We start from the raw sequence: 26,363 nt of genomic DNA, 5'->3' as shown, positions 1-26,363 counted from the left end.
GTGATGAATAGACATGAACTCCTCTATTTCGATGCGAGTGCGCAAGCTGGCCGTCCACTCCCTAAACACCATGGACCCGATCCAGCAAATCCTCCGGGAATTCAATGCTATGTTCAAGCAAATCTCTGAACGGCCCAAAGGCAATGACAGCAAGGACCAGGAGCAGTCCTTCGCCTTGCTGTCCCTGGTGAAGCACGTCGACGGCATCGAGAAAATGATGGAGAAACTGGCAGCTGAAGGAGGTCCCGCAACATGAAAATTTTGATCGCCCCTGACTCTTTCAAAGGAAGCCTCACCGCGGGGCAAGTCGGGCAGGCCATAGCCGCAGGCGTACGCAAAGCGCTGCCGGAGAGCGAGATCGTCATCAAGCCGATGGCGGACGGCGGCGAAGGGACCCTGCAATGCCTGGTGGACGCCACCGACGGCAAGCTGCTGCAAGCGACAGTAAAAGACCCGCTCGGCCGCGACATTCCCGCGCAGTTCGGCATCCTCGGCGACGACGTCACCTGCGTCATCGAAATGGCTGCGGCTTCCGGCCTGTATCTGATCTCGGAACAGGAGCGCAATCCCCTTTTCACTACGACTTACGGGTTTGGACAGCTGATCCGGGCCGGCCTCGAACTGGGCTGCCGGCGCTTTATCCTCGGCATCGGAGGCAGCGCGACCAACGATGGCGGCGCCGGGATGCTTCAGGCGCTCGGCTTTCAACTGCTGGACCACGACGGGCAGCCACTCGCTTTTGGAGGAGGTGAATTATCGAAGCTAAGACGGATCGACCGCACACAGGCGGATCCTCGGTTGGCTGAGTGTGAGTTCATCATAGCCTGCGATGTCAAAAATCCATTCATCGGTCCCAACGGCGCTTCCCACGTCTTCGGGCCGCAAAAAGGGGCCACGCCCGAAATGGTGCAGCAATTGGACAGCAATCTCCGCCATTTCGCCGATCTGATCGAGGACACGGAAGGCATCGCGATCCACGATTTGCCCGGAACTGGTGCTGCCGGCGGCGTGGCTGGGACTCTTCTCGCTTTTTTGCAAGGCCAATTGCAATCCGGCATCCAGATCGTCAAGGAGACGACCGGGCTTGCGGAAGCCATGGCTGGCGCCGAGCTCGTCTTTACGGGCGAAGGTCAGGTCGATTTTCAGACGGCCGAGGGGAAAACTCCGTGCGGGGTCGCGCAGTTGGCCAAAGAGTACGGCATCCCCGTCATTGTGCTGGCCGGCTCAATCGGCAAAGGCATCGAGGCGCTTTATGCGGAGGGCGTAACAGCTGTCCTGAGCATTGCGAACAAGCCCATGCCACTTGATCAGTCCATGCAGCAGGCAGCCGAGCTGCTGGAGCAGGCAGCCGAGCAGGCCACTCGCATTTTCGCATGCGCCAAAAAATAAAGGAGGTTTGACATGAGCCCTGAAGTTGTACAGCTTGGCCCGATCATTTTGGTGCTGCTTCTTCTCAGCATTGTTTTCATCGTGTACGCGACAGCGAAGTGGAAGCTCCACCCGTTCTTATCCATTATCAGCAGTACGTATATCTTCGCTTTGCTAACCAATCTTGTCGGCACCCTGAGCGGGGCGGACAAACCGCTGATCGCCGACATCGGAAAAGAGATCGCCGGCGGCTTTGGCAGTATCATCACAAGCATTGGACTCGTCATCATCTTCGGTACTCTCATCGGCAAAATCCTGGAAAACTCGGGTGCGGCGGTCAAAATGGCGGAGGTCGTCCTGCGCCTGCTCGGCGACCGGCATCCGGCGATCGCCATGACCGTCATCGGCTGGATCGTCTCCATTCCTGTATTTTGCGATTCCGGCTACGTGATCCTGTCGTCCTTGAAAAAGTCTCTGGCCAAAAAGACGGGGGTAAGCGTTGTCACTCTGGCAGTCGCGCTCTCGACCGGACTGTATGCGACTCATACGCTGGTCCCCCCTACGCCAGGCCCGATCGCCGCTGCGACTAACGTCGGAATCGGACCGGATGGCCTGTTTTGGGTGATCGTCATCGGCCTCGTCGTCTCCATACCTGTCGCCCTCGCCGGACACGTCTGGGCACGCAAAGTGGCAGACAAGCTCCCGGCCGATCTGGATGAAGCGACCGAGACGTTCGAGGAGTATAAAAAGCGCTTTGGCACCTTGCCATCCGGCTTCGCCGCCTTTGCTCCCATCGTCATTCCCATCGTCCTGATGGCCATCGGCTCGTTTGCGAATTTCCCTGTCGGCGCGGACGCACAAGGCAACAAACTGCTGATGACAAGCGGTTTTGCGAATACGCTTCTCACATTCCTGGGGACTCCCGTCAACTCCCTGTTTGTCGGTCTCTTGTTCGCAATCTTCGGTCTTTTGCCCAAACGCAATGAAGAAACGCTGACCAAATGGATGGGCGACGGGCTGTTGGACTCAGCCGTCATTATCATGATCACCGGCGCAGGCGGAGCCCTCGGAGCCGTAATCAAGGCGACGCCGATCGCAGACTACATCAAGACGCTGCTCGACGGCAATGTCTCTTTCGTCGGTGTAGGCGGGCTGATCGTCATTTTCCTCATCGCCGCTATCATCAAGACGGCACAGGGCAGCTCGACCGCTTCCCTCGTCATCACTTCCACCATCGCGATGCCGCTGCTGCCTTCGCTGGGCCTGGACGCGATGCTGGGAACCGTGCCGATCGGCCAAATGCTGACCGTCATGGCGATCGGCTGCGGCGCAATGGTCGTGAGCCACGTGAACGACTCGTACTTCTGGGTCGTGACGCAGTTCTCCAGGATGAGCCTGACTACTGCCTACCGCGCGCAAACACTGGCTACGCTGGTGCAAGGAATCGTCGGCATCGTCGTCGTGGCGATCCTCGGCTTGATCCTGCTCTAAAAAACGGCAAAGCTCTCCCCTTCGTCACCTACCGACGCGGGCGAGAGCTTTGCCTTTTGCTCGCTTACTTCGTCTCGCGATGAAGCGTGTGGCGCTTCAGCCGCGGCGAATACTTTTTCAGCTCCAGGCGTTCCGGATGGGTTCGCTTGTTTTTCGTGGTGATGTAGTTGCGGTCGCCCGTCTCGGTGCACTGCAGGGTGATGTTGACTCTCATTTCCCTCTTCCTCCTGTCACGATAAAATGGTTTCGACCACGGTGTTTGCCGTCGGAAGCGGGTCAGGCAGCAGCGACCAGTCGGAGGCATACTCTTCGTCCGTCAGCAGGCAGGAGTCCAATTCCTCCTCGATCCGCTCCCGCTGCATGTCGATGCCGATAAACACCAGCTCGGTGAGCCGATCGCCGTATACCGGGTCCCACCCGTTCTCCAGATCCGGCTCCGCGGCCAGCATCTCTGCACGCTCCGCCGGTGGCAGGGCTGCCAGCCAGAAGCCCGCCGTCCCCACTTCGATAGAGGGCCCCGCCTGACTGAGCGTCATCGCGACTTGATTGCGGGTCGCCAGCCAAAAGAAGCCTTTCGCCCGAACGACTTCCTCCGGCCACTGTCTGAGCCACTCGTCGAGCCGCGCCGGGTGAAATGGGCGTCTGGCCCGGTAAACGAAAGACGAGATGCCGTATTCGTCCGTCTCGGGAACATGCTCCTCTTTTTGCAGCTCGGCAATCCAGCCTGCAGATTGGCTGGCCCTTTCGAAGTCAAACAATCCCGTATTCAGGATTTCGGTTGGCTCCACCCGCCCCCTCTCCGACCGGATGATCCGGGCATGCGGCTGCAGCTTCCGCAAGACTCCTTCCAATTGCAGCAAGTCGTCAGGCTCGACCATGTCGCATTTGTTCAAGATCAGCACGTCGCAAAACTCGATCTGGCTGATGAGCAGATCAACCACTTCACGGGTATCGTCGGTCCCGACTGCCTGCTCCCGATCCAGCAGGCTCTCTCCCGAGGAAAAGTCGTGCCAAAACCGGTACGCATCCACGACTGTCACCATCGTATCCAGACGGCAAAGAGACGAGAGGTTGATCCCGTTTTCTTCGTCCACGTACGTGAATGTCTGCGCGACCGGCACCGGCTCGCCGATGCCCGTCGATTCGATCAATATGTAATCGTAGCGCCCTTCCAGAGCCAGCCGCTCTACCTCCGTCAGCAAATCCTCGCGCAAGGTGCAGCAGATGCAGCCATTGGACATCTCCACGACCTTCTCATCCACTCTCGACAGGCCGCCGCCCGAAGCGACGAGCTCACCGTCGACGTTCACCTCGCTCAGATCGTTCACGATGACTGCTACGCGCAGCCCAACCCGATTGTTCAGCACGTGATTGAGCAAGGTCGTCTTGCCCGCTCCCAGATATCCGCTCAGTACCGTTACAGGGATCCGGTTATCTTCCATGCGCACTCGCTCCTTTAATCCTTTTAATCGTAATGATTACGATTTGAAATTCATCGTACACGCACTGGGTGCTCTTGTCAAGATAAAACGTAATAATTACGATTTAACGAACCAAAACTGCTTCGCTGATCCAATACAAAAAAGCTGGCGTCAGTATGGTGAGCTTCCTGACGTCAGCTTGCTGTCTCGTTCTTTTTTCTTTTCCACGAAAGGCGCGGCCCGTGACAGACCATGCCATTATGCATTCCCTTACGATTCCGCAAAGACCCGAGAATCGCCTTCGTCCCTTGCAGATCGGTCCGGTTGCCTTTGTATTTTCACCCGTTTGAAGAAAAACGCCGCAACAATCCCGACCACAGCCGCGAGCAGGACGAACGTAAAGCCTTGCTGCGCGCCTGTCCTCTTGCCAGCATGCTCGCGGGGAAGCTGGTTCAGTCCGTTCGTCTGAGCGGACATCATGACCATGGAGATTCCGATCATCAGCACACAGTGGAGTGCGATATCAGGGCGAGCGAAGAGGCTGTCGTCACGTTCGAGTAGAACCAGGGCGCAACAGTCCCGGCAATACCATCCGCTTCGGTCCGTATTTGTCAAACAGGCGGCCCGAGATTGGCGACATGATCCCGTTCACCACGCCTCCCGGAAGCATGACCAGCCCTGCCGTGAATGTGGAGAGAAGAAGCCCTCCTTGCAAATACATTCGGCCGGGAAGATCAGAAGGATCGTATTGAACATCAAGGGCAGGAGCAGACCTGTTCCGACCGCCTGGATCACCCGGGCGACAAGCAGCACCTCAAAATTGGGTGCCAGGGAGGCGATGAGACATTTCAACTGTTGGATCCCGAGAAAAAGCTCCCCATTCCACGTCGGGGCAGGGAGCTTTCCTTCTTCGGCCAGTGCCTCTACTTCCGTTTTTTCAACGCGACAGCCTCACCGTATGGGCCGATGATCGGCTGATAGATGCTGCGGTCGTTCAATTTCGCCTGGTCCACGATCGGAGCGGGACGATTGTCCTTCCAGGTGACCAGGCTGTACGTATTGCCGGATGGGTTCGGCATCGTCACGAGGATGTCTTTCACCCCGTCCGGATTCCCGTTCGTGATCGCCAGCTTGGGCATGTACCCGCTGTCCTTTTGCCCGACGGGAATATAGGTCTGCTGGTTCGCCTTGCCTTCGCGTACGACGATGCACAGATTTTGGGCTTGCAGGTTCATGTAGCCGCCCATTTTATCCCCGACCAGCAGAATGTGGTCCAGTACGCCGTCCCCGGTCACATCCGCGTACTTCGTATCCAGTACGTAGGTGATGTCTTTCCCCATGGAAAATCCGCTGTTGATCTCCACCTCGGGAGACGGCAGATTATCCCAGTCGCCTTTTTCCACCGTCACGCCGAGGAGCTGCGGTTTTTGACCCACGATGTTCCATACGCTGGTCGCGACGGCAATATGGTCGTCGCCGTTTACGCCCCACAGCTTCTGCTGTCCCTTCCAGCGCAGATTGCCGTTTGCATCGTAATACGGCACCAGCTCCGCCAGCTTTTGCGAAAAACCGTTCATGTTTTTCAAAAGCTTGCCGTTTGGCTGATAGACCCCTTGCCTTACATAGGTCGCTTTATTGGCGGATACGTCAAACGTTTGGACGGCTTTTGACAGGCCGTTGGTCACCTTTACTTTGAAACCCTCAACAAATTGAATCGTAAACGGAATGTTTTGCGTCGGTTGCAGCAGGACAACGGAAGCTGGTGCTTGCGGATTGATTGCTTTCGCTTGAACCGGAACGGTCCCCAGGCCGGAGCCCAGAAGAATCGCGCCGCTGCATGCGACAGCAGCCAAGGTTTTATGCCATGCTTTCATGATATCGGCCTCCTTTACGCCACTCTCGGCTTTTTCCATTGAATGTCAGGCGTGTATCCTCTTCCCTTTCATTTACTAAACGGGAAAACCGGGACAAATGTTGCAAGCAATATTTCCCTTTCCCCGCGACTTTTTTTACCGGTTTGCAACAACTTTACCGGTTTGTCAGGCTACAATAGAGTCAATCGACACAGAAGAAAGGAATTCTCTCCATGAAAAAGGCTTGGGCTTATTCAGCCGTACTTTGCGCGTGGCTGGTCAGCGGCTGCGGCCTCACCGACACGCCGAACGAACTCATGCGCGCTCCTTCCGCAGATAGCGACCAACAGTCCATCAACCAGGCGGTCATGCAGTTTTTGCCGCCGGGCTCGCAGCTCACCGTCCCCTTGCATCCTCTGGAATCAAGCGCGGTATCGCTGCAGGATTTGGACGGGGACGGCTCCCCGGAGGTCACTGCTTTTTACAAGTCCGAAAAAACCGATTACGAGATCGGGGTCCTCATTCTTTCCAAAAAGCAAGGCAGCTGGAACAAGCTCGCCTCTTTTACCGGCATCGGCAGCGAGCTCGACTACGTTCAGTTCGTCGACATGACCGGCGACCATCTGCCGGAGATCCTGATCGGCTTCGGCGGCGGCGACGATCTGAACAAAGAGCTTTCCATCTTTTCCGTCTCCCAGGGAAACTTGCATGAGCTGTTCAAGGAGACCTACTCGGTCTTGGCCGTCGGTGATCTGACGGGAGACAATCTTCCCGATCTGGCCCTGGTCGTGCACGATCACGCCAACCTGACATCCAAGGCACAGGTTTACGGCAAGTCCGGCGACAAGCTCGCCCTGCTGACCCAGTCGGATCTGGACGGTTCCGTCAACGGCTATGAGCAAGCGATTATCGGCAAAGCGTCCGCAAGCCAAAACGGCCTGTTCATCGAAGCCGGGCTGGGCGCCCATTCCGCTGCCACCGACCTGCTCCTGTGGGACAACGGGCAATTGCGAAATCCGCTGGCAAAGGTGAACGGTGACATGGACGTGACGTTCAAGCCCTATCCGCTTTACAGCGAAGACATCAACGGAGACGGCATCATCGAGATCGGCGTCAGCACCCAGCCTCCGGGCACAGAGGATTTGCCTATGGTCGCCATCCCCTGGATTTCCTCCTACTTTCGCTGGGACGGGAAAAGCGGCCTGACGCATGTAGAGGATCATTATCAGAACCACGGCAACGGCATCGACTTTCGCATCCCGAAAAAGTGGGAGGGGAAGTATACCGTGGAAATCGGCCCGGAACCGGATTCTCCGAAAATCCACCTGCTTTATTTCGACGAGGCTACCCGGCAAAAAGCGGAACTGCTCACCTTGCAGACCGTCCCGCAAAAGTCCTGGAGCCAGCTGGAGGAGAATCTCAAGCAAAAGCGCATCCCCTATGTATTGCTGAAGGAAGCGGGAAAACAGGTGCACGTGGCGATTCAGCCGCAGGGCTCGCCCGATCTGGACTCATCCGCCCGGCAGGAATACAAGGCGATGCTCCTGACGCAAGACGAGATCCGCCAGCTCTATCACCCGCTGCGAACGCCGCTTTGATCCCTCTACACCGCGTACAGGAAAGGAGAAGTCATGATGAAAGTACTGCTGCTGGAAGATGAAAAGTCGATCCGGGATTTTGTCCGCATCAACCTGAAACGGGATGGCTGGGAAGTGGTGGAAGCTTCGACGGGGGAGGAAGCGCTGGAGCTGGCCGATCGACAGCCGGACATCGAGATCGCCATTCTGGATGTCATGCTGCCAGGCATCGACGGATTCGAGGTATGCAACCGGCTGCGGCAAAAGTACCCGCGACTCGGGATCATCATGCTGACAGCCAAAAGTCAGGAGCTGGACAAGGTGATGGGCCTGGAGTTCGGAGCGGACGACTACGTCGGCAAACCGTTCAGCCCGGCCGAGCTGCTGGCTCGCGTCAAAGCTTTGCACCGCAGGATGTTTTTGCCCGCGACGACCGAAGCCGAGCGAAATGAAATCGACATCCATCCGTTCACGCTCTTGCTGGACGAACGGAAGCTGATAAAACAGGATCAGGAGATTGTCCTCACCCCCAAAGAATTCGCCATCATCAAGCTGCTGGCGGAAAACGCGAACAAGGCGATCAGCCGGGACGAGATTCTGACGGCGGTCTGGGGGCAGTTCTTCGTCGGCGACCTCAAGATCGTGGATGTCAATATTCGCCGCATCCGGCAAAAAATCGAGCAGGACCCTGCCCATCCCGCCTTCCTGGAGACAGTATGGGGGTACGGCTACCTATGGCGAAAGGACGTTTCTGATGAAAGGAATTAGGACCAGGCTGATTGTCCACTTCGGCCTGATCCTGCTCTTGATCGTACTTGTGCTGGAAGGGTTGTTTTACTGGGCGGTGCACACCTACTACTTCGGTACGGCGACCGAAGCGCTGGTGACCCGCACTACGACATTTACCAACTTCATCAACAAATACGCGACGGGCTACCGCCTGAAAGACAAGGCGCGCTACATTCTGGAGAACGTCTCGAATGACGAGTACGCGAAAATCGAGGTCCTGGATGTGGACGGCAGGGTCATTCTGAACTCCTACGGCTTCCAGACCAATGAAGTGATCGATACTCCTGATGTGGCGGACGCTCTGAAGGGAATGACGGGCATCCACGTCGGCAAGAGTCCGCAAACCCGCGAGCGCGTCATTGCAGTGTCCAACCCGCTTACCTTCGATGGCGAATACGCGGGGGTGCTGCGCTACACCATTTCCGCCGAGCCGTTCTACCACGCAGTCAACCGGATCGCTCTGTACGGGGCCGGCGTAGGGGCAGCCGTCGTGTTCCTTGCTTTCGTCCTCAGCCTCATCATGGCGAAGCGCATCGTCGATCCCATCGAGGACCTGACCAAAGCCGCGACCCAAATGGCGATGGGGAACTATTCCACGCGGGCCGTCAAGCGGTACGACGATGAGGTGGGAACACTCGCCGAGACGTTCAACTACATGGCCGCGGAAATCGGGAAAAACGAGAAGCTGAAAAACGACTTCATCTCCTCCGTTTCCCACGAGCTGCGCACGCCCTTGACCTCGATCAAGGGCTGGGGCGAAACGCTCATCTCAGGCGGACTGGACGAGCCAGAAGAAACGATGCTCGGACTGGAGGTGATCGCCAAGGAAACGGACCGGCTGATCGGCCTGGTCGAGGAGCTGCTCGACTTTTCCAAGTTTCAATCCGGGGAAATGAAGCTGTCGCTTGAACGGATGGATTTGCGGGAGGTGCTGGACGACTTGCACCTTCAGTTCGCCATTCGTTCCCAGGACAAGGAAGTTGCCCTCCACCTGGAGATCCCCTCCTCTCCCTTGGCGATTATGGGCGACTTCAACCGGCTCAAGCAGGTATTCGTCAATCTGCTGGACAACGCCTTCAAATTCACGCCGCGCGGGGGCACAGTCCATGTGACGGCCGCCGAGTCGGGAGGCAGGCTGATCGTCTCCGTCGCCGATACGGGAGAAGGCATTGATGCCGATGACCTGCCGCACATCACCGGCAAGTTTTACAAGGGGCGGTCCAAGCTGTCCGGCAGCGGGCTGGGGCTGGCGATTTGCAAGGAAATCGTCGAGCTGCACGGCGGCCGCCTGTTTGTAAACAGCCTCCTCGGACAGGGGACGACGATCACGGTCGAATTGCCTGTCGCCAAAGCAATGGAAACGGCACCTAAAGGGTAGGAAGAGTCAACCTCTCCCCGCCCTTTTGCTTTTTCCTGGCAAAACCGGCAGCAGCGACAAGAGTCCAAGCACGGCTAGCAATGCCCCTACCCACAGCGGGGAAGCCAGCCCGAGCCCGGTATCGATCGCAAGCCCGCCCAGCGAGGACCCGGCGACCACGCCCAGACTGATGACGGAGCCGTGCACCGTCGTCACCAGGGGGCCGGTACCCGCGACTCTCGTGATGCGCGTCGTCATCGCGGGATTCATCGTGACTCCGGCCAGGCCGACTGCAATCACGGCGACCATGGCGACGGCCCGGCTATGGACAAACAGCCCGAAGGCAGCCAGTGCGACGGTCAGCGTCACCAGCCCGATCGTGAGGATCGACATCACGTACCGGTCGGCGAATCTGCCGGTGACGATATTCCCAATCACCGTAGCGACTCCGTATATCCCCAGGAGCAGAGGAATCATCGATGCCCCGAATCCGGAAAGCTCGGAGAGGATCGGCGAAAAGTAACTGAAGCCTGCGAATGTGGCTCCGATGACCAGCATGCTCGTCGCATATGCTGCCCATAGTTTGCCGTTGCGGAAAGCGGCCAGCTCTTCCCGAAAGCTCGCAGATTCCGGCCTGGGCGAGGTAGGAATCGCGATCTGGCCCAACACGCCCGCAAATAGAACCAGCACAACCACCGCCCAAAAGCTGGCCCGCCATCCGAAGTGCTGGTCAAAGACCATGGCTGCCGGCAATCCGATCGCAGTAGCGACCATCAACCCGCCCAGCACGATGGACGCTGCCCTGCCGAGTACTTCGGGACGGACCAGGGTAAAGCTGATGGCCAGGGAAACGCCGAAGGACGCCGCCGAAGAGACTCCCGTGACGATCCGGGCGACCATCATCATTTCGTAGCTGGTGGCGAGCGCGCCGAGGGTTTGCCCCGCTAGGAACACGAGAGCAAGCGCAAGAAAAGCCTTCTTTCGCGGCACCCTCAAAAGTCCGACCGTCAACAGCGGACCGCCTACGATCATCCCCGCCGCGTATGCGGAAATGAGGTAGCCGATGGCTGCGATCGACACCCCGAACTCCTGCGAAAGCGAAGACATCATCCCCGCCACCATGAATTCCGAGGTGGTCATGGAAAAAATCATCAAGCCCAGAACATAAACCGCAAATGGCATGGTTCCTCTCTCCTGTCCTGTTAAATTCACTCTATTTTGTAATGACCAGTACAAAACTGAGCGCAAAAGCCCCAGAAGCGCTTTTCTTGGACTTTCGCCATTCATCTTTCAACTTTCAACGGAACTGCTCTTAAGCCCTGCGAGAAAATGACTCACAGCGCTGCCAGCGTCCCTTGCACGACATCGTCGAGCACGCCACGATCATCCACGACCTTGCTCAACACACGCAGTCCGTAGTAGCTGCTCAGAAATGAGCGCGCCAGCTCAAGCGCTGGCCGCTGTGCCTTGATTTCCCCCGTGCGCTGGCCGGCCTCAATGACGTGACACAAAGCCCGCTCGAGCCGCCCGACGTGTCCTCCGACCAAGCGCGCAACCGCCGCATCTTTTCCTCCGAGTTCGATGGCAGCATTGATCGCCAGGCAGCCGCGCCGCTGATCCCCGTTAAAGTCTTGATCGATCGCCCAGTCCATCAGGGCGCGGAGGCGGTCTTTGACAGGACCGGGCTGCTCCAGAATTTCGACCTGCCCCTGTATGCCCAGCTCCTGATAACGGCCCAACGCTTTTTCGTAGAGGGCGTGCTTGCTCCCGAACGCATTGTACAGGCTTCCCCGGCCAAGCCCCGTTCGGCTGCACAATTCCTCCGTAGAGCTTCCTTCGTAGCCATGTTCCCAGAACACCTCCATGGCAGCGTCGATCACCGATGTATCCTTGAATTCGCGAGGTCTGGCGCTCATCGCATTCCGCTCCTTTCATCCTTCATTCGCGATTGGATTCCCCATAGATCCAATTGCTGGCAGTGACATTCATTATATTTATTTTGTAACGGTCAGTCAAATATTAAACTGTAACGTCCTGCTTCCTTGATTTCTCGGGTCTGAGCAGCTGCTTGCCCGAGCTGGCGGAGATCGCAAAAAATGGATTTTGAACGGGGAACCCAAATTGGGTGAAACATAATCAAATGGAAGCGGGCTGTGGTCGTCCAAACCCACAGCCCGCTCATAGCTATTCGCAATAACCCATAATCGAATTAGTTAATCAGCCCGTTTTCAGGCGCTACCGTATAATCGTAAAAAACCCCTTTTTTGTTGATCAATGCAGTGACAGTCGGTTTCCCCTTTTTCGCAAACGTATATTCATTGTATTTGGTTGTTACGGTGTACCCTGTTAAATCAAGATGGAACATTTTTTTCAGCATCGGGTTAGCGGCAGCAATCGCCTTTTCCTTCGTATAAAACGGCTTGGCAAACACTGTCGGAACATCTTCGGGTAAGACAAAGTTGCCCCCGCCTATTTCCTTCGTATTGCTCACTGCCACCACTTTCCCCGTTTTTGCCCCAATCTCGATTCTGTAGTTCGCTTCTTTGTCCATGAATCCCCAGACTTGATCGCGGTGCATTTCCGGAGATTTATAAAGAGTGGCTCTTGGAGACAATTCTGATGCACTGCCATTGGACAATGTCTTCAGTGCCTTTTTGGCTGCATCGGCTATTTTGGAATCAACCTCTGGCACGTTGGGATCAACATTTATCGTCTCATACTCCAGCTTCGCATGCTTGACCTTCTCTGTCGCCGCGTCAATGGTAACCGATTTGCCGTCACGCCCTACAAATATCCAACTATTCTCTTTTTCCCAGCTGTTTCGTTGTACAATATCAAACGCAACTGCGCGCTTGCTATCCATACTTTGCAATGTGCTCGTGGCTGTCTGCATCAATTGGGCAGGCACTTCGCCCGGCTGAAACGTCACGTTCGCGGATACGACTTTTCCTTCCTTCTTGGTAACCAGTACTTCACCCCTGTGGTCTTTGGCTGAAATTACCCAGCATTCGTTATTCGCCCCGGTGATTTCCTGCAACTCGATTTTCACATTGCCCGCCAGCTTTTGCATCGCTTGCCGGGCCTCCTCTACGACTTTTTGGTCCAGCTGTGCGAGTGTTTTCATTTGTTCTTCGGCCGGGCTCGCCTGCTGGGCAGCGTAAGCCGGTGCCGGCATGCTTGTGAATGGGGATGCTGCGGATAACAGCAATGCCATCATGCTAACAGCTAGCAGCGTTTGTTTTTTCATGCGGTATCTCTCCCTTTCTGTTTTCCAGATCAGTAATTTGATCCTGCTGGGCGGATTTTGTGACACCCACAAAATTTTTTTTGTGGCATTACAAAAAAACAGGCTATTACACGAAGCACAATCGGCTCGCGAGTCCGCCTGTTTTTCATGTTCTTTTTATTGTATGAATCGATGAGCGGGACCATATGGGCACCATCTTTGCCACGCCGCTTGAGCCTGTGCATAGGAAGCTGCAATTCCACTCATGAGCATATGCAGAAAGGGAACGCTACCCGTAGCGTTCCCTTTCCTTGTTTTCGTTTTTTATCGCTTAGAAGCTGTTCTCGATGACCAGCTGATCCAGCCCCAGGCGAGCCGTCGGATGAGCTTGCACGCTCGCTTTGCCTACGGTGAGCATCAGGGTTGGCAGGTAGCGGGACGGGATGTTCAGGGCTTCGACCAGTTTATCCTTGTCGTAGCCTCCCATCGGGCACGTATCGTATCCCTTCGCTTTTGCAGCCAGCATCAATTGCATCGCAGCGTAGGAGGAATTGCGGATGGCCTCGTCGCGGGCCATTTGCGGGTTGTTTTTGTATGCAGCCTCGACCTGTGAGACCATGGTGTCACGCACTTGCTGGTTGACAAGCCCTTGGGCGAGAGCGTGATCGTAGACGACAGCCGCCGACTTGTCTGCTTCCAGATCTCCCAGTATGATGATGGTAGCGTACGCGTCAACCACTTGCTGCTGGTTGTAAGCGATCGGCAGGAGCTTTTGCTTGATGGCCGGATCGGTCACTACCAGGAAGCGCCAGTGCTGGAGATTCCATGACGAAGGCGCGCTGGCAGCCAGACGAAGAATTTCGTTCAGCTCCCCTTGTGGGATGACGGCATTCGGATCGTATTTGCGTACACTATGTCTTGCTTCCATCGCCTGTTCGGCTGTTAATTTCATATCGGTTTGCATGAGATGACCTCCCTGAAATCGGATTGCTTACCAAAAGATATTGCTTACTTTATTATAGTTAGATACATTTTGCAACTATCTTTTTGTAAAAATAACGTGTTTTCTTTTACAAGGCACATCTGTCTGTGGCCTTCTCTCGCCTATTTTCTATTGTTCGGAGGAGATCTATATGAAATACGCGGATAACATTGTCATCGTGACGGGCGCCGGAAGCGGCATTGGACGTGCGGTCGCCACGATGTATGCAGAAGCTGGCGCGCACGTCGTGATTGCCGAGCGAAATCGGGAAGCCGGAGAAGCAGTCGCAGAAGCCATCAATAACTCGGGCCGTGCCGCGGCTGGCAGCGCTGTTTTCCATCAGACCGACGTCAGCGAGCCGAATGACATCGAACGGCTGATGCAGATGGTCGAAGATCGCTGGGGGCGGCTGGACGTCCTGATCAACAACGCCGGCCTTTCCGTCTGGGAGTCGCCCTATGAACTGGACGTAGAGGCCTGGGACCGCATCCTCCATACCAATCTGCGAAGTGTCTTTCTCGGCTCGCGCGAAGCGGCCAAAATCATGCGCAAGCACGGCGGAGGGGCCATCGTGAATTTGTCCTCGACCCGGGCGCACATGTCGGAGCCGCATTCGGAAGCGTACGCGGCGTCCAAGGGCGGCATTCTCGCATTGACGCACGCGCTGGCCGTGTCGCTCGGACCCGACGGCATCCGGGTCAATGCGATCTCCCCGGGCTGGATCGAGACGGGCGACTACACGGCGCTTCGTCCCGAAGACCACGCCCAGCATCCGGCCGGACGCGTCGGCAAACCGGACGACATCGCACGCGCCTGCCTGTTTTTGACCCAAAAGGAAAACGATTTTGTGACCGGTACCGAGCTCGTCGTAGACGGCGGGATGACGCGAAAGATGATTTACGTTCCGTAAGCTAAACCAATGCCCCTCCTGTTGAATACCTTGGTAGAACCAAGAGACAAAGGAGGAGTTCCATGCCATTTGAAGAGGAAGAGCTCAGAGTGCTCGCATTATGGCTCATTGCCATCGGCTTTCTGATTCTTGCCTATATAGAATGGACTGCCTTATAGTGACAAAACGCATATTGGCAGCTCAACAAAAAATCCACTCGTCGAATGCGAGTGGATTTTTTTGCGACTTTTCCCTCTTACCACGTCTTGAATGGCGGCGAACCCGGAGCCTGGTGCTGGAGCTGCTCCATGATCGGGTAGCCATACGCCATCACGATCAGGAAAGCGACGAGCCCGATCCATACGGGCCAGCGCTCCAGGAAGCGCGGAACCTGCTGCTTTTTCTCCGTCTCCCCGATCGGGTATTCGGTATACCCCTTTGGCGCGTAGAAGGTCAGGTACAAGAGGATCAGAATCAAGAGGATAGCAGCTACGAACAGCAGTCCCCCGCCAAACGCCATCATCCGCTGATAGTCCATCCAGCCGAGCGCAGTCGGATGATCCATGTAGGTCGTGTAGTCTGTACGGCGCGGAGCTCCTTGCAGCCCCATCGTGTGCATCGCAAACGACATCAGGAACATCCCGACTGCCCAAAATACGGTCTGTACCATCCCCATCCGATTGGCCGTCCGGGTCAAGGTGCGCCCGGTCAATACAGGGATGAGCCAGAAGCTGACACCGAAGAACGTAAGCGCGACCGCCGCCCCCACCGTAATGTGGAAGTGGCCCGTGACCCAAATCGTGTTGTGCACGACGGCGTTGATCTGGTTGCTGGCATTGATGATTCCGCCCGCCCCGCCAGGGATGAAGAACAGCATCCCGACGAACGGAGCGAAGAAGCGCACGTCCGTCCACGGCAGCTTTTTCAGCCAGCCGAAGAGGCCGATGCCGCCTTTTTTTCGGCCCGTCGTTTCAAAGACCGCAAACATGGAGAAAGCGGTCATCAGCGACGGTATGACCACGATGAGCGTCAATGTCACGTGGATCATTTTCCAGCCGGCCGAAATGCCCGGCTCCATCAATTGATGGTGAAACCCGACCGGAATCGAAAACAGCAGCAGAAGAATAAACGCAAGCCGGCTGAGCGAATCGCTGAATACATGCCCGCCGATGATCCGCGGCACGCACACATACCAGGCGATGTACGCCGGCATCAGCCAGAAGTAGACGAGCGGATGCCCGAAGAACCAGAACAAGGTGCGGCTCAGCATGATATTGATCGTCGGAGATATGCCCAGCGACCACGGAATGAGCTGAAAAATCACCTCAACTGCAACCGGGAGGGTCGCGATGATCCACATCACAAACGTCGTGACCGACATGAAGACGAACAGCGGCGACAGCTCCCCTTTGTGCTCCCGCTTCCATTTCCGGTAGCTGGCGAAGACTCCGAATCCTGCGAACCAGCTGCCGACGACGAGAAGCGCCGCTCCGATGTAAAAATACGGGGAAGCCTTGAGCGGAGCGTAAAACGTATACAGCACCGAAGCCTCGTTGCGCAATATTGTAACGACGGCCATCATAGTCCCCACGACCATCAGGATCCATCCGGCCCACCCCCAGCCGAGCGCCGTCCCGTGCAGCCGTCCTCCCGTCGTCCGCGCTACACCCGTGATGAGAAAGCCTACGATGAAAAACGTGGTAAAAATAAGTGCCATCAGCACACCGTGGGCAGTCAGGATCTGATAGTAGTTCGTCCAACTGGGCAGCTCCATGATTCCGCCGCGCACCATGCCTTGCATCATTCCCGCCAGTGCCGCGAGTCCGAAAGCGATGTAGGCCACCCAAATGTAAGCCAATCCGAGACGGGCGGACGAGCGCTCGACAGCGGCAGGCAAACGATCTGTCTCTACCTTTCTTGCGATTACCATTCCCAGTTCACCTCGCTTATTTCACGATAATCGTGGTCGCCATCACCTGATGGCCGGCGCCGCAATACTCATTGCAAATGATCAAGTATTCTCCCGGCTTGTCGAAGGTGTATGTGGCCGAGTTGATGTGGCCAGGCATCACCATGAAATTGACGTTCGTCCCGGGAATCTGGAAGCCGTGGATGACATCCGGACTGGTGACGTGGAAGTTGACCGTCGATCCTGCGGGGACCTCCATCTTGGTCGGCGAGAAGCCAAAGGCGAAGGCAGTCATGTAGGCGTCGTATTCTTTCTCCCCCACCTGCTTCAGCCCCGGCTTGTCAAAGGGCGGCGTTTCCGTCACCTTGGCCGGATCGATCATTTCCATATTGCTGGGCGGAGCCATCCCCATCGCAAACGCGTTAACGCACAGCAGGACGATAAACAAAGCCAGTCCGCCTGCTCCCAGCATCAACCATATTTTTTCAAACCGATGCAAGTGCATAACGTATCCTCCTTTTCATCCCCTCTATGCACGTTCCAGGAAAAGACCAAATACGCCAAACCAACTGAGGAGAATGATACCCCCGACGATCAGCACTGCGGCAAATGTGCCCTGCAGATGCTCCTGCTCGGTGTGCGGATTGGGCTGCTTTTCTTTGCGCTGTTTTCCCGTGCGGTTAGTCTGCGTCTCCATCGCCTCTCCTCCTTTCCTTGCGCCCATGACGGCGTGATGTCGTTCTCGCCCTCATTCTATCCCTGGCAGCGGTTCCAAGTAATTCGGGGAAATCCCCTAAAATAGCGGGAAAACACCCTGATATTATCCAGTTTTTGTCACAGGTTGGACACAGCAAAAAGACCAGCCCGGCCAGCTGGTCTCGTCTCGTACGAAAAATCCGCCAGCCCGGCACATCTGCATGTGCGCCAAACTGACGGATCCTTCGTTTGCGTGCGTTTCCCCTTGATTCATTTTTGTCATGTCGGCAATGGGCATCGGTGTATGCTATGCGGACCGCTTGCCTCCACCGCCGTTCAATTCCGCCTCGATCTTGGAGTCCTTCGACGACTCGCCCATGCGCCAGTAAACGATGAGGCTCACGGCGACACAACCGGCAACGTAGTAGTAGAAGAGAGACTCGACTCCGATGCTCTTGCACCAGAGAGCGATGAACTCAGCCGTACCGCCGAAGAGCGCCACCGTCACTCCGTACGGAAACCCTACGCCGAGCGCGCGGATTTCGGTCGGGAACAGCTCGGCCTTCACGATGGCGTTGATCGACGTGTAGCCGGTCACCACGATGAGGCCGACCATCATGAGAAGGAAAGCGACGACCGGACTTTTCGTCTGCTCCATGAGCAGGAACAGCGGTACGGTCAGCAGCGTGCCCAGAATACCGAAGGCGATCAGCAGCGGGCGGCGTCCGATTCGGTCGGACAGCATCCCGGCAAGAGGCTGCAGGACGACGAAGACGAGCAGGGCGATAAAGTTGATCCAGCTGACGACGCCGTTCGGCAGTCCTACTGTGTTTACCATGAATTTTTGCAAATAGGTCGTATACGTGTTGAAGGCAATGGTACCGCCGAGCGTAAGACCGACGACTGCCATCACAGCCTTCGGATGCTTCATCAGCTCGCGAAGCGTCCCGGCATTGGCCCGGTTTTTCGTACCCATTTTGGAGAACTGCTCGGACTCGTCCATGGAACGGCGCAGCCACAAGACGGCCAGTGCGCCAAGCGCTCCGATCACGAACGGAATGCGCCAGCCCCAAGTCTTCATATCTGCGTCCGTAAGCAATTGCTGAAGAATAATTTGCACGCCCAGCGCCACCAGCTGGCCGCTGATCAGCGTGACGTACTGGAAGCTCGAGTAAAAGCCGCGGCGACCGCTGTCGGCCATCTCGGACAAGTACGTAGCCGATGTCCCGTATTCCCCGCCAAGCGACAGACCCTGAAGCAGACGGGCCAGAACGAGAATGACGGGAGCCATCACCCCGATAGTCTCATAGCCCGGCGTACAGGCGATCACCAGGGAACCGCCAGCCATGATGGAGACGGAAAGCGTCAGTGCGGCACGACGTCCGTGACGGTCTGCATACCTGCCCAGCAGCAGGCTCCCGATCGGCCGCATCAGGAATCCGATGGCGAAGACCGCCGCCGTATTCAACAGCTGGCTCGTCGGGTCTCCTTTCGGGAAAAACTGGGACGAGAAGTAGACCGCAAATGCTGCGTATACATACCAGTCGTACCATTCGATCAGATTGCCGACCGAACCTTTAAAGATGTTGCTTGTGATGCGCCGCATCTTTGCGCGCTCGCTGTGTTGCGTCATCGCTGCATCCTCCTTGAATAACGGTGGAGAAATCCTGAAACCGCTTGCAAATGAAACAATCCCATTTCCTCGAGCAGGACGGTAGCATTTGTTTTGAAAGGGATTCCATTTTTCTCCGGCATGAATTCGAATAATCTGAAGTGTTTTTATTTTAAACCGATGGCTGGACACACATCCATCAGGTCGTCCCGAGCGTGCAAAAACGCGTACTGACTTGCCGAAATTCCAAATTGAGCTGCATTGATTTCTCAATCATCTCGGGATACCCTTATCGTAAGGGGGCTACCATGACTTTCAGCATGCTATTGAAATTGCTTGGAAACATCTCCGAAATCGCGGTGATCGCGCTCATCATCGGCCAGCTTGATTATTTTCGGAACATTGTGTACGGGAAAAACGACTGGAAGCGGATCGTGATCCTCTCTGCCCTGTTCGGATTCATGTCTGTGATCGGCACCGAGCACGGCATCCGCATCAATGACGCACTTGCCAATACGCGAATTGTCGGTGCGGTTGTGGGCGGGTTGATCGGCGGCCCTGTCGTCGGCGTTTTGACCGGGATCATCGGAGGTGTGCATCGCTATACGATCGGCGGCTTTACGGCAGCAGCTTGTGCCTCCGCGACTGTGCTGACCGGCCTGTTGGGCGGAATCGTCAGCACCAAAATGAATTTGCTGCGCTTGAGATGGCAGCATATCGTGCTCGTAGGCGTGGCTGCCGAGCTGATTCAAAAAGCGATGGTGCTGCTCATCGCCAAACCGTTTGAGGCGGCGCTCGAGCTGGAACTGAACATCGTGGTCCCGACCACGATCGTGACGATTATCGGATTGTTGATTTTCACACGTGTATTTCTGAATCTCAGAATGATGCAGGACCAGTCCGGAGCCTTGGGGGCCAACCTCGCCCTGACGATCGCCAGCCAGACGCTGCCGCATCTGCGGACAGGGCTGAATGCCCGTTCTGCGGAAAAAACGGCCGAAATCATACGGGAAATTGCGATGGTCGATGCCGTCGCCATTACCGATCGGGAGAATCTGCTCGTCGCGAAAGGCTCCGGCCTTGCGCAGCATTTGCAAAAAGAGACGATTTGCGCACAGGTGGCAAAAGCCGTCTTGAACCAGGATACAGTGGCATACCGGGACAAGGACCTCGCTTTTCCCCCGTCGCTTCGCCTGAAATCGGTCGTCGGAGCGCCTTTGTACCATCAAAACCAGGCGATCGGAACGCTGCAATTTTACTATAAAAGCTCCTCCTTGAAGACGTCTCAGACCAATCTGAAGCTGGTCGACGGCCTGGCCAAGCTGCTGTCGGTCCAGATCGAGCTGGCGGAGATCGAGCACCAATCCAAAATGCGGCAGCAGGCCGAAGTGAATGCCCTGCAAGCGCAAATCAACCCGCATTTCCTGTTCAACACACTGGGCACCATCATGTCCTATTGCCGGACAGACCCCGAGCAGGCGAGAAATCTGCTCGGCAATTTAAGCGACATCTTCAGGCGCAATTTGAAGAGCAAAGGGAATTTTCACACTTTGCAGGAAGAGCTGGACGGGATTACGTCCTATTTGGAAATTGAGAAAGTCAGGTTCGGCAACCGCCTGCAGGTAAGCATGGACATCGACCAAACGCTGCTGGAGCGAAAATTGCCCATCCTGACCTTGCAGCCGCTCGTGGAAAATGCCATCCATCACGGCCTGTTTCCAAAAATCAGCGATTGTTACCTCGTCATTCGGGTGCTGCCGTATGGGGATCAAGTGAAAATCAGCATTGAAGACAATGGGGTAGGGATCAGCGAGGAGCGACTGGCTGAGATCTGGAATACCCAAACGCAGGGGATCGGACTTGCGAATGTTCATCAGCGGCTGCAATCCATCTACGGAAAAGAGCATGGCCTGCACATCCAAAGCAAGCCAGGCACAGGTACGACCGTCACGTTTGCAGCCCCGTTATCGACTCATGAAGGGATGTGAACCCGCGTGTTCCTGAAAACGATCATCATCGATGACGAGCCGGCTATTTGTTCCGAATTGGAGTACTTGTTGAAAAAATATATCGATATCCAGGTGATTTCGACCCATTACAATCCGATTGACGCACTCCCCCACATCATCGAGTCCGAGCCGGATCTGCTTTTCCTCGATATTCACATGCCCGGGATGAGCGGCCTGGAATTCGCCAAAAAACTGAATCAGATGTCCAAGCCTCCGCTGATCGTCTTTTCGACGGCGTTTCACGAACACGCTCTGGAGGCTTTCTCCACGCCGGCAGTCTGTTACTTGACCAAACCGATCCTGGAATCGCAGCTGGACGACGCGATCAAAAAGGTGAGGATGCTGCAAAACAAGCCGAGCGTGAATCACCACCCGGCTCCGCCGCCGCTGGACGAGCATGTCTGCGTGCGGAAAAACAACAAGATCATTCCGATTGCGGTCAGCCACATTTGCTTTGCCTTCGTGAGGGAGAGAGATTTGTACATCGCCACCAAAGACGGGATCGAAATATGCGACCTGTCCTTGAACGAGCTGGAGACGATCTTGAATCGGACCGGCCACTTCTTCCGCAGCCATCGGAACTACATCCTGAACGTGAAGCACATCAAGGAAATCATCCCTTGGTTCAACAGCACCTATGTGATCAAGATGAACGACGACAACCAGACGGAAATTCCCGTGAGCAGAGGGAAAATCAAAGCGTTCCGCAGCATGATGAACCTGTGACGGCAAAACGAAAGACCGGGAATCGCTCCCGGTCTTTGTCGTCCGTACTAAAAGAAAGCATGCAGCAGAAAGAGAATGGCGAATGCAAGCCCGGTGCGAAAGTGCCACTTTTTGTCCAGCCTCCGGTAGCGAAAGAGACCGGAGATGGGGACTGGAAGGAGAACCAGTAGAGCGAGCAGCCCGCTCACATTCTCAAAGTTCAGCTCCAGTCCGTACAAAACGGCTCCGATTGCATGAAGCACGATAAGTGCAAGCGCTATGATGGCGGCAGGCGTATGCCATCTGCGCACCAGACGGGAAGCCGCAATCATCCACTTTTTCACGGTATTCCACCGGTCGACCAGTCCATTCTGAAAGAGAAAGAGGATGGCGTAATGCGCAAGCACGGCGAAAATCGCGATCCTCGCAAGCGAGCCCTCGTTTTTGAAGGTAAACTTGAAATCTCTCGTATGATAGGAAGCCGGATATTGATAAAGCGACCAGCACCCCCACAGCACGATGGCAGCAGCCAGCGCCAATGCTGTCCATGCCCAGACTCGCTCTGATCTGACCGGGATCCAATGCCGGTTTTCTCTGTTGGTCATGATCGTCATTCACCTCTTTGTTGACAGGTTTCGCGGCACGCAGCAATTACCGCATTCCTTTGGTACCCCCATCATAACAATGCTTGCTGAAAAACTCCTGAAAATCGCATGCAAAAAGGCCCGGGAATTTTTCCCGGGCCAAGAGCCGCCACTCGCTTTCCCCTACTCAAAATCCAGCCAGCCTTTTTTGATCGCGTAGCGTACGAGATCGGGCCGCGTGCGCAAATGCAGCTTCTCCATGATATGCGCCTTGTGCGATTCGACCGTTTTTACGGAGACGGTCAGCTGCTCGGCGATTTCCTTGTTGCTGAAGCCTTTGGCGATCAGGACGAGGACTTCCTTTTCCCTGTCTGTGAGAATCTCGTACTTGGCCTGCTCTTCGCCGTTTTTCACCATTTGCAGAAATTCCTCGATCAGCGACTTGGTCGCGGATGGATACAGATAGGCCATGCCGCTGTGCACCGAGCGGATGGCAGCGATGAGGTCGATGTCCGGCGCGCTTTTGAGGATATACCCCGCCGCACCTGCCTGGAGGACCCGAAACAAGTACTCTTCGTCGTCGTGCATCGTGAGGACGAGCACCTGGATATCGGGAGCCGACTCCTTGAGCCTGGCTGTCGCGGTCAGGCCGTTTTCTCCCGGCGGCATGCTCAAATCCATCAGGACGACATCCGGCCGAAGATCCCACGCTTTTTCGCACGCTTCCTTTCCGTCAGCGGCATAGCCGACTACTTCCATATCCTCCTGGGCGGCCAACAGCATCCCCAGCCCAGAGCGCACAATGGCGTGATCGTCAGCGATCAGGACGCGAATCGCCATGTTCGGTCTCCTCCTTTTGAATCGGAATGCGGACAATGACGGTCGTTCCCTCGCCGGGCGCCGACCGGATGTCGAGCGTACCGCCCAAGAGCTGCGCCCGTTCCCGCATGCCGAACACCCCCAGGCCCTTGCCCGTGTGGAGCGTTTGATCGACGTCGAATCCCACGCCGTCATCGACGATCGTCACCACGATTTCCTTTTCCCTGTCTTCAAACACAATGCCGAGCTGGCTGGCCTGCGCGTACTTCGCGGTATTGGTCATCGCCTCCTGGACAATCCGGTACAAGGCGGTTTCCGTCGCCGCCGGGTACCTCCGCCGCTCCCCTTGGGCGTGCAGCTCTACCTGAATGCCAAAGCTTTTTTCCACCCGCTTCATCAACGAACGCAGAGCGGGCAGCAGCCCCAGGTCGTCCAGCGCGGATGGACGCAGCTCCAGTGCCATGCGCTTGACTTCTTCCATCGCCTTGGAAGTCATCTGCAACAAGTCGTTGACGTGCTGACGGATCGGATCGCTCAAGCTGCTCTGGCCCACGACATTGAGTCCGACGAGGATGCTGTACAGCGCCTGTCCCACTCCATCGTGAAGCTCGCGGGCAATCCTCTTGCGCTCTTCTTCCTGCGCCTGAATCACATAGTTGGTCAGCTTGTGCTGGTACCGCTCCTTTTCCGCCCGCTGCTGAGCCGACATGTCGCGAATGACGAGCACCAGCTTGCCGTTCCCGTCATCCGGAAGGCGGGCCGAGCTCGCTGCTACCGGGTACTCTCTGCCATCCCGCGTCCGCAGGCGCATCTCGAACGACGGCAGCTGGACCTGCTTGAAGAAGCAATCCGCACAGGTCGTCTCTTCCAGACACGTCGCCATCCCCAGGCAGAGCTCGCAAATATGCTTGCGGCCGACCAATTCTTCCTCTGTCCAGCCAGTCATTTGCTCCAAAGCCGCATTGACCTTGACGATCTGCCCGCCGCGGTCGACTACCAGGATGGCATCGCTGACGTTGGCAAAGATGGACTGCAGCAGCGGGATCATCTCATGGGACGTCCCAAGCTCTTCTCTCCACGTGCTCATGCGCTCCTCCTCGCTAGACAATCTTCTTACCGCTATTGTAGGGGTTGCGGGAGGGAAAGTGTATCAGGGAATTCCCTGAACCTCGCGCTCGCCCGATGCTACTTCCGCCTTATATCTGGAAGAAACGGCTATTTCGGGACGAGAAGCTCCCCGCCCCGAAGCAAAAAGAAGCGGAACAGCCGTGGCCGTTCCGCTTCTCAGTCCGTTCTTACTCCACTACGATTTTTACCGCTCCCCCGATCGGCGGCAGGCTGCGAGTCAATGTCGGGCCGTAGTAGGCAAACACTTTCATGTCCGCTTTCAGGTCCGAGGCTTTGAGCTCGCTGTTGTCCTTGGCGCTGACGATCTTGGTCTTCTCGTTGATGATCAGCGCTACCTTTTCAGGCGCGTTTTCCGTCAGACCCTGTCCTTCTACCAGCATCTTGTAATTGCCCTGCTCGTCTTTGTCGATGCTCACGATCTTGCCTGCCGTCCCTACGACTTCCGGCATCTCCAGGCTGCTTTTCACCACGATGCTGATCGCGCCGGATTGCGGCGGCATGCTCATCGCCATCATTTTTTGGTGAGTGGCTTCCACTTCCATGCCCAGCTTCAGATCTTCCGGCTTCAGTTCTTTTCCGTCCGCCGTGGTGATTTTCGTGTTTTCATCCACGTGCAGGATGATTCCCGTCTCGTACCCGTTCAGTTGGAAGATCAGCTTGCCATTCTGGCCTTTGGTGATCGTCGTGATCGTACCAGTGCGCATAGGAGCTGCCTCGGAGTCTTGATCCACCACTGTGACCGCATCCCCTTCCACGGTTACCTCCGCTTGCAGGATCTCATCCACGAATGCGACCGGCACATAGGTGCTGCCGTTTATCAGGCGAGGCTCCGCCCCCAGGGTTTTGTACATTTTCGCGAACGGATAGCGGTCCTCGCCAGCCTTCGCGTAGCTGAAGATTGCGCCTTTGGCTACTTCCGCCGCCTTCAGCTCGGCGTTCCACTTCACCTGGAACCCGAGGGATTCCGCCACTTCGCGGAGGGGGACCAGCACGGTTTGCTGGCCTTTATCCAAAATCGCTGCTTGCTCGATTGGCTGACCGTTTACATCGACGGACAGCTCTTTCACCGGTTCGGATGTTGCGAATGCCGAGCTCGTTCCCAAGACGGCCAGCGCCGCCAACGTCATCATTCCCGTACGGATTGTTTTCATGCTGTATACCTCCAAGTTTTGTGTTTGCTTTTAGTGTGTCTATAAACTTGGACGGCAGCATTCTTCAAACGTTTCACAATAAATTTTTACGGTTGGTTGATCACCGGGCCGTTTCGCGGCAGCGGCACATCCGGTTTGCCCGACGGATTGTTGTACAGATAGGTGGGGACTTTACCCACGATCAGCGCTTCCGTGATGGGGATTTGCGTCGTAACCGTCTGCTGCTGCGTGGCAAACGGGATGATCACCCTGAGGTCGACCTCCACGTAAATGTAGACCGTCACCAGCACCATGTTGATGCCGGCCTGCTTCAGTCCCGTTTCCAGCCTCGTTTTGACAGCGCCGATCGGAACGAACGAGATGGGGATGTCGGGCCCCAAATGCTCCAGAAAGACGTTTTTGGTGGCAACCCCGAGCGGGATCGTCATCTGGACGTTGTCGTTCTCAAATTCCTTCAGCCGGTTCTGGATGCGGGCAGTCGTCTCTCCGATAATCCGGGAGTACTCGCGAAAGTTGAAATTCACGGCCTTGATATTGCCTTCCTGATCCTTCTCCATGAGCACGACTTCGTTGAAATCGATCCCTTGCTGGCTGAGCCGCTTGGTGACGGCATCGGTAATCGCGAGCTTCGCCACCTGATCTGCCTTCGCCTGGGCGATCAGCATGAGCGTCGGTTCCAGCTGCTTTTCCGCAATCACAAACAACGTGAACAGTGCGATGATCAGCAGCAGCGTGGTCGTGAGAAACCGCTTGCCGCGCCTCTGCCATCCCCCTCTTTTCAAACGCACGCTCCATCC

25 protein-coding genes and 1 pseudogene are annotated in these 26,363 nt (G+C 56.1%); 9 read left to right on the top strand and 17 right to left on the bottom strand.

What is annotated here, in order from left to right:
* Positions 1–13: 13 nt before the first annotated feature.
* Genes RGB73_RS02545 through RGB73_RS02535 form a run of 3 tightly spaced genes read left to right on the top strand, consistent with a single transcriptional unit; the run spans position 14 to position 2,859 of the window.
* Positions 14–256: a hypothetical protein gene (locus RGB73_RS02545; protein WP_310768854.1), complete on the top strand. Its 243-nt coding sequence runs from the start codon at positions 14–16 to the stop codon at positions 254–256.
* Positions 253–1,389 carry a glycerate kinase gene (locus RGB73_RS02540; RefSeq protein WP_310768852.1) on the top strand — a complete coding sequence of 379 codons (1,137 nt, stop codon included), beginning with the start codon at positions 253–255 and terminating at the stop codon, positions 1,387–1,389. Before RGB73_RS02545 ends, RGB73_RS02540 begins: the two co-directional genes overlap by 4 nt.
* Positions 1,390–1,431: 42 nt before the next feature.
* Positions 1,432–2,859 (top strand): GntP family permease, encoded by a 1,428-nt coding sequence (locus tag RGB73_RS02535; RefSeq protein WP_310774068.1) that lies wholly within the window; start codon positions 1,432–1,434, stop codon positions 2,857–2,859.
* Positions 2,860–2,923: 64 nt separating this feature from the next.
* On the opposite strand, the gene rpmG is transcribed toward RGB73_RS02535, so the two are convergent.
* From rpmG to RGB73_RS02515, 4 genes and pseudogenes are all read right to left on the bottom strand, one after another.
* Entirely contained in the window at positions 2,924–3,073 is a 150-nt protein-coding gene (rpmG, locus tag RGB73_RS02530) for a 50S ribosomal protein L33 (protein WP_063229390.1), read from the bottom strand.
* A 16-nt stretch (positions 3,074–3,089) separates the two neighbouring features.
* Complete coding sequence (locus tag RGB73_RS02525) at positions 3,090–4,301, bottom strand: GTP-binding protein (protein WP_310768850.1); 1,212 nt, start codon at positions 4,299–4,301, stop codon at positions 3,090–3,092.
* Between the two features lie 249 nt (positions 4,302–4,550).
* Positions 4,551–5,001, bottom strand: a pseudogene (locus RGB73_RS30550) (hypothetical protein); the annotation flags it as partial.
* 202 nt (positions 5,002–5,203) lie between these two features.
* Complete coding sequence (locus RGB73_RS02515) at positions 5,204–6,154, bottom strand: hypothetical protein (RefSeq protein WP_310768846.1); 951 nt, start codon at positions 6,152–6,154, stop codon at positions 5,204–5,206.
* 212 nt (positions 6,155–6,366) lie between these two features.
* On the opposite strand from RGB73_RS02515, the gene RGB73_RS02510 reads away from it, so the two are divergent.
* From RGB73_RS02510 to RGB73_RS02500, 3 genes are read left to right on the top strand one after another with little or no spacing between them, the layout of a single operon-like run.
* Complete coding sequence (locus RGB73_RS02510) at positions 6,367–7,731, top strand: VCBS repeat-containing protein (RefSeq protein ID WP_310768844.1); 1,365 nt, start codon at positions 6,367–6,369, stop codon at positions 7,729–7,731.
* A gap of 36 nt (positions 7,732–7,767) precedes the next feature.
* On the top strand, positions 7,768–8,478 hold the full coding sequence (locus tag RGB73_RS02505; protein WP_310774065.1) for a response regulator transcription factor: 711 nt from the start codon (positions 7,768–7,770) through the stop codon (positions 8,476–8,478).
* Positions 8,465–9,877 carry an ATP-binding protein gene (locus tag RGB73_RS02500; RefSeq protein WP_310768842.1) on the top strand — a complete coding sequence of 471 codons (1,413 nt, stop codon included), beginning with the start codon at positions 8,465–8,467 and terminating at the stop codon, positions 9,875–9,877. Before RGB73_RS02505 ends, RGB73_RS02500 begins: the two co-directional genes overlap by 14 nt.
* A 6-nt stretch (positions 9,878–9,883) precedes the next feature.
* On the opposite strand, the gene RGB73_RS02495 is transcribed toward RGB73_RS02500, so the two are convergent.
* From RGB73_RS02495 to RGB73_RS02480, 4 genes are all read right to left on the bottom strand, one after another.
* Entirely contained in the window at positions 9,884–11,038 is a 1,155-nt protein-coding gene (locus tag RGB73_RS02495; protein ID WP_310768840.1) for an MFS transporter, read from the bottom strand.
* 152 nt (positions 11,039–11,190) lie between these two features.
* Positions 11,191–11,772 (bottom strand): TetR/AcrR family transcriptional regulator, encoded by a 582-nt coding sequence (locus RGB73_RS02490; RefSeq protein ID WP_310768838.1) that lies wholly within the window; start codon positions 11,770–11,772, stop codon positions 11,191–11,193.
* 293 nt (positions 11,773–12,065) lie between these two features.
* Positions 12,066–13,103 (bottom strand): hypothetical protein, encoded by a 1,038-nt coding sequence (locus RGB73_RS02485; protein ID WP_310768836.1) that lies wholly within the window; start codon positions 13,101–13,103, stop codon positions 12,066–12,068.
* Positions 13,104–13,413: 310 nt separating this feature from the next.
* Positions 13,414–14,046 carry a nitroreductase family protein gene (locus RGB73_RS02480; RefSeq protein WP_310768834.1) on the bottom strand — a complete coding sequence of 211 codons (633 nt, stop codon included), beginning with the start codon at positions 14,044–14,046 and terminating at the stop codon, positions 13,414–13,416.
* 169 nt (positions 14,047–14,215) lie between these two features.
* On the opposite strand from RGB73_RS02480, the gene RGB73_RS02475 reads away from it, so the two are divergent.
* Positions 14,216–14,974: an SDR family NAD(P)-dependent oxidoreductase gene (locus tag RGB73_RS02475; protein WP_310768832.1), complete on the top strand. Its 759-nt coding sequence runs from the start codon at positions 14,216–14,218 to the stop codon at positions 14,972–14,974.
* 235 nt (positions 14,975–15,209) lie between these two features.
* On the opposite strand, the gene RGB73_RS02470 is transcribed toward RGB73_RS02475, so the two are convergent.
* The 4 genes from RGB73_RS02470 to RGB73_RS02455 form a co-directional block, all read right to left on the bottom strand.
* Positions 15,210–16,883, bottom strand: a complete 1,674-nt coding sequence (locus tag RGB73_RS02470; RefSeq protein WP_310768830.1) for a b(o/a)3-type cytochrome-c oxidase subunit 1 — start codon at positions 16,881–16,883, stop codon at positions 15,210–15,212.
* A 16-nt stretch (positions 16,884–16,899) separates the two neighbouring features.
* On the bottom strand, positions 16,900–17,367 hold the full coding sequence (locus tag RGB73_RS02465; RefSeq protein WP_310768829.1) for a cytochrome c oxidase subunit II: 468 nt from the start codon (positions 17,365–17,367) through the stop codon (positions 16,900–16,902).
* 24 nt (positions 17,368–17,391) lie between these two features.
* Entirely contained in the window at positions 17,392–17,559 is a 168-nt protein-coding gene (locus RGB73_RS02460; protein WP_310768827.1) for a cytochrome c oxidase subunit 2A, read from the bottom strand.
* A 306-nt stretch (positions 17,560–17,865) separates the two neighbouring features.
* Positions 17,866–19,191: an MFS transporter gene (locus RGB73_RS02455; RefSeq protein WP_310768825.1), complete on the bottom strand. Its 1,326-nt coding sequence runs from the start codon at positions 19,189–19,191 to the stop codon at positions 17,866–17,868.
* 287 nt (positions 19,192–19,478) lie between these two features.
* On the opposite strand from RGB73_RS02455, the gene RGB73_RS02450 reads away from it, so the two are divergent.
* The gene (locus RGB73_RS02450) at positions 19,479–21,158 is read left to right on the top strand and encodes a LytS/YhcK type 5TM receptor domain-containing protein (RefSeq protein WP_310768823.1); all 1,680 of its coding nucleotides are present in this window, start codon (positions 19,479–19,481) and stop codon (positions 21,156–21,158) included.
* 6 nt (positions 21,159–21,164) lie between these two features.
* Positions 21,165–21,905 (top strand): LytR/AlgR family response regulator transcription factor, encoded by a 741-nt coding sequence (locus tag RGB73_RS02445; RefSeq protein WP_310768821.1) that lies wholly within the window; start codon positions 21,165–21,167, stop codon positions 21,903–21,905.
* 47 nt (positions 21,906–21,952) lie between these two features.
* On the opposite strand, the gene RGB73_RS02440 is transcribed toward RGB73_RS02445, so the two are convergent.
* The 5 genes from RGB73_RS02440 to yunB form a co-directional block, all read right to left on the bottom strand.
* The gene (locus RGB73_RS02440; RefSeq protein WP_310768819.1) at positions 21,953–22,489 is read right to left on the bottom strand and encodes a hypothetical protein; all 537 of its coding nucleotides are present in this window, start codon (positions 22,487–22,489) and stop codon (positions 21,953–21,955) included.
* A gap of 162 nt (positions 22,490–22,651) precedes the next feature.
* Positions 22,652–23,308 (bottom strand): response regulator, encoded by a 657-nt coding sequence (locus RGB73_RS02435; RefSeq protein ID WP_310768817.1) that lies wholly within the window; start codon positions 23,306–23,308, stop codon positions 22,652–22,654.
* On the bottom strand, positions 23,283–24,374 hold the full coding sequence (locus tag RGB73_RS02430) for a PAS domain-containing sensor histidine kinase (RefSeq protein WP_310768815.1): 1,092 nt from the start codon (positions 24,372–24,374) through the stop codon (positions 23,283–23,285). The genes RGB73_RS02435 and RGB73_RS02430 overlap by 26 nt, the downstream gene beginning before the upstream one ends.
* 208 nt (positions 24,375–24,582) lie before the next feature.
* The gene (locus RGB73_RS02425; protein ID WP_310768813.1) at positions 24,583–25,566 is read right to left on the bottom strand and encodes a copper amine oxidase N-terminal domain-containing protein; all 984 of its coding nucleotides are present in this window, start codon (positions 25,564–25,566) and stop codon (positions 24,583–24,585) included.
* Between the two features lie 86 nt (positions 25,567–25,652).
* The gene (gene yunB / locus RGB73_RS02420) at positions 25,653–26,354 is read right to left on the bottom strand and encodes a sporulation protein YunB (RefSeq protein ID WP_310768810.1); all 702 of its coding nucleotides are present in this window, start codon (positions 26,352–26,354) and stop codon (positions 25,653–25,655) included.
* Positions 26,355–26,363 lie beyond the last annotated feature (9 nt).

It is taken from the genome of Brevibacillus brevis (assembly GCF_031583145.1).
GTDB lineage: Bacteria > Bacillota > Bacilli > Brevibacillales > Brevibacillaceae > Brevibacillus > Brevibacillus brevis_E.
Note: the sequence above shows the minus strand (reverse complement) of the source record. Positions and strands in the feature narration are given on the sequence as shown.

Excerpts from the sequence above, each read along its gene's own strand:
- RGB73_RS02465 (WP_310768829.1), bottom strand. The coding sequence starts at position 17,367 with ATGCACTTGCATCGGTTTGAAAAAATATGGTTGATGCTGGGAGCAGGC.
- RGB73_RS02485 (WP_310768836.1), bottom strand. The coding sequence starts at position 13,103 with ATGAAAAAACAAACGCTGCTAGCTGTTAGCATGATGGCATTGCTGTTA.
- RGB73_RS02540 (WP_310768852.1), top strand. The coding sequence starts at position 253 with ATGAAAATTTTGATCGCCCCTGACTCTTTCAAAGGAAGCCTCACCGCG.
- RGB73_RS02525 (WP_310768850.1), bottom strand. The coding sequence starts at position 4,301 with ATGGAAGATAACCGGATCCCTGTAACGGTACTGAGCGGATATCTGGGA.
- RGB73_RS02505 (WP_310774065.1), top strand. The coding sequence starts at position 7,768 with ATGAAAGTACTGCTGCTGGAAGATGAAAAGTCGATCCGGGATTTTGTC.
- RGB73_RS02490 (WP_310768838.1), bottom strand. The coding sequence starts at position 11,772 with ATGAGCGCCAGACCTCGCGAATTCAAGGATACATCGGTGATCGACGCT.
- rpmG (WP_063229390.1), bottom strand. The coding sequence starts at position 3,073 with ATGAGAGTCAACATCACCCTGCAGTGCACCGAGACGGGCGACCGCAAC.
- RGB73_RS02440 (WP_310768819.1), bottom strand. The coding sequence starts at position 22,489 with ATGACCAACAGAGAAAACCGGCATTGGATCCCGGTCAGATCAGAGCGA.
- RGB73_RS02510 (WP_310768844.1), top strand. The coding sequence starts at position 6,367 with ATGAAAAAGGCTTGGGCTTATTCAGCCGTACTTTGCGCGTGGCTGGTC.
- RGB73_RS02435 (WP_310768817.1), bottom strand. The coding sequence starts at position 23,308 with ATGGCGATTCGCGTCCTGATCGCTGACGATCACGCCATTGTGCGCTCT.
- RGB73_RS02460 (WP_310768827.1), bottom strand. The coding sequence starts at position 17,559 with ATGGAGACGCAGACTAACCGCACGGGAAAACAGCGCAAAGAAAAGCAG.
- RGB73_RS02545 (WP_310768854.1), top strand. The coding sequence starts at position 14 with ATGAACTCCTCTATTTCGATGCGAGTGCGCAAGCTGGCCGTCCACTCC.
- RGB73_RS02455 (WP_310768825.1), bottom strand. The coding sequence starts at position 19,191 with ATGACGCAACACAGCGAGCGCGCAAAGATGCGGCGCATCACAAGCAAC.
- RGB73_RS02430 (WP_310768815.1), bottom strand. The coding sequence starts at position 24,374 with ATGAGCACGTGGAGAGAAGAGCTTGGGACGTCCCATGAGATGATCCCG.
- RGB73_RS02450 (WP_310768823.1), top strand. The coding sequence starts at position 19,479 with ATGACTTTCAGCATGCTATTGAAATTGCTTGGAAACATCTCCGAAATC.
- RGB73_RS02425 (WP_310768813.1), bottom strand. The coding sequence starts at position 25,566 with ATGAAAACAATCCGTACGGGAATGATGACGTTGGCGGCGCTGGCCGTC.
- RGB73_RS02515 (WP_310768846.1), bottom strand. The coding sequence starts at position 6,154 with ATGAAAGCATGGCATAAAACCTTGGCTGCTGTCGCATGCAGCGGCGCG.
- RGB73_RS02495 (WP_310768840.1), bottom strand. The coding sequence starts at position 11,038 with ATGCCATTTGCGGTTTATGTTCTGGGCTTGATGATTTTTTCCATGACC.
- RGB73_RS02470 (WP_310768830.1), bottom strand. The coding sequence starts at position 16,883 with ATGGTAATCGCAAGAAAGGTAGAGACAGATCGTTTGCCTGCCGCTGTC.
- RGB73_RS02500 (WP_310768842.1), top strand. The coding sequence starts at position 8,465 with ATGAAAGGAATTAGGACCAGGCTGATTGTCCACTTCGGCCTGATCCTG.
- RGB73_RS02475 (WP_310768832.1), top strand. The coding sequence starts at position 14,216 with ATGAAATACGCGGATAACATTGTCATCGTGACGGGCGCCGGAAGCGGC.
- RGB73_RS02480 (WP_310768834.1), bottom strand. The coding sequence starts at position 14,046 with ATGCAAACCGATATGAAATTAACAGCCGAACAGGCGATGGAAGCAAGA.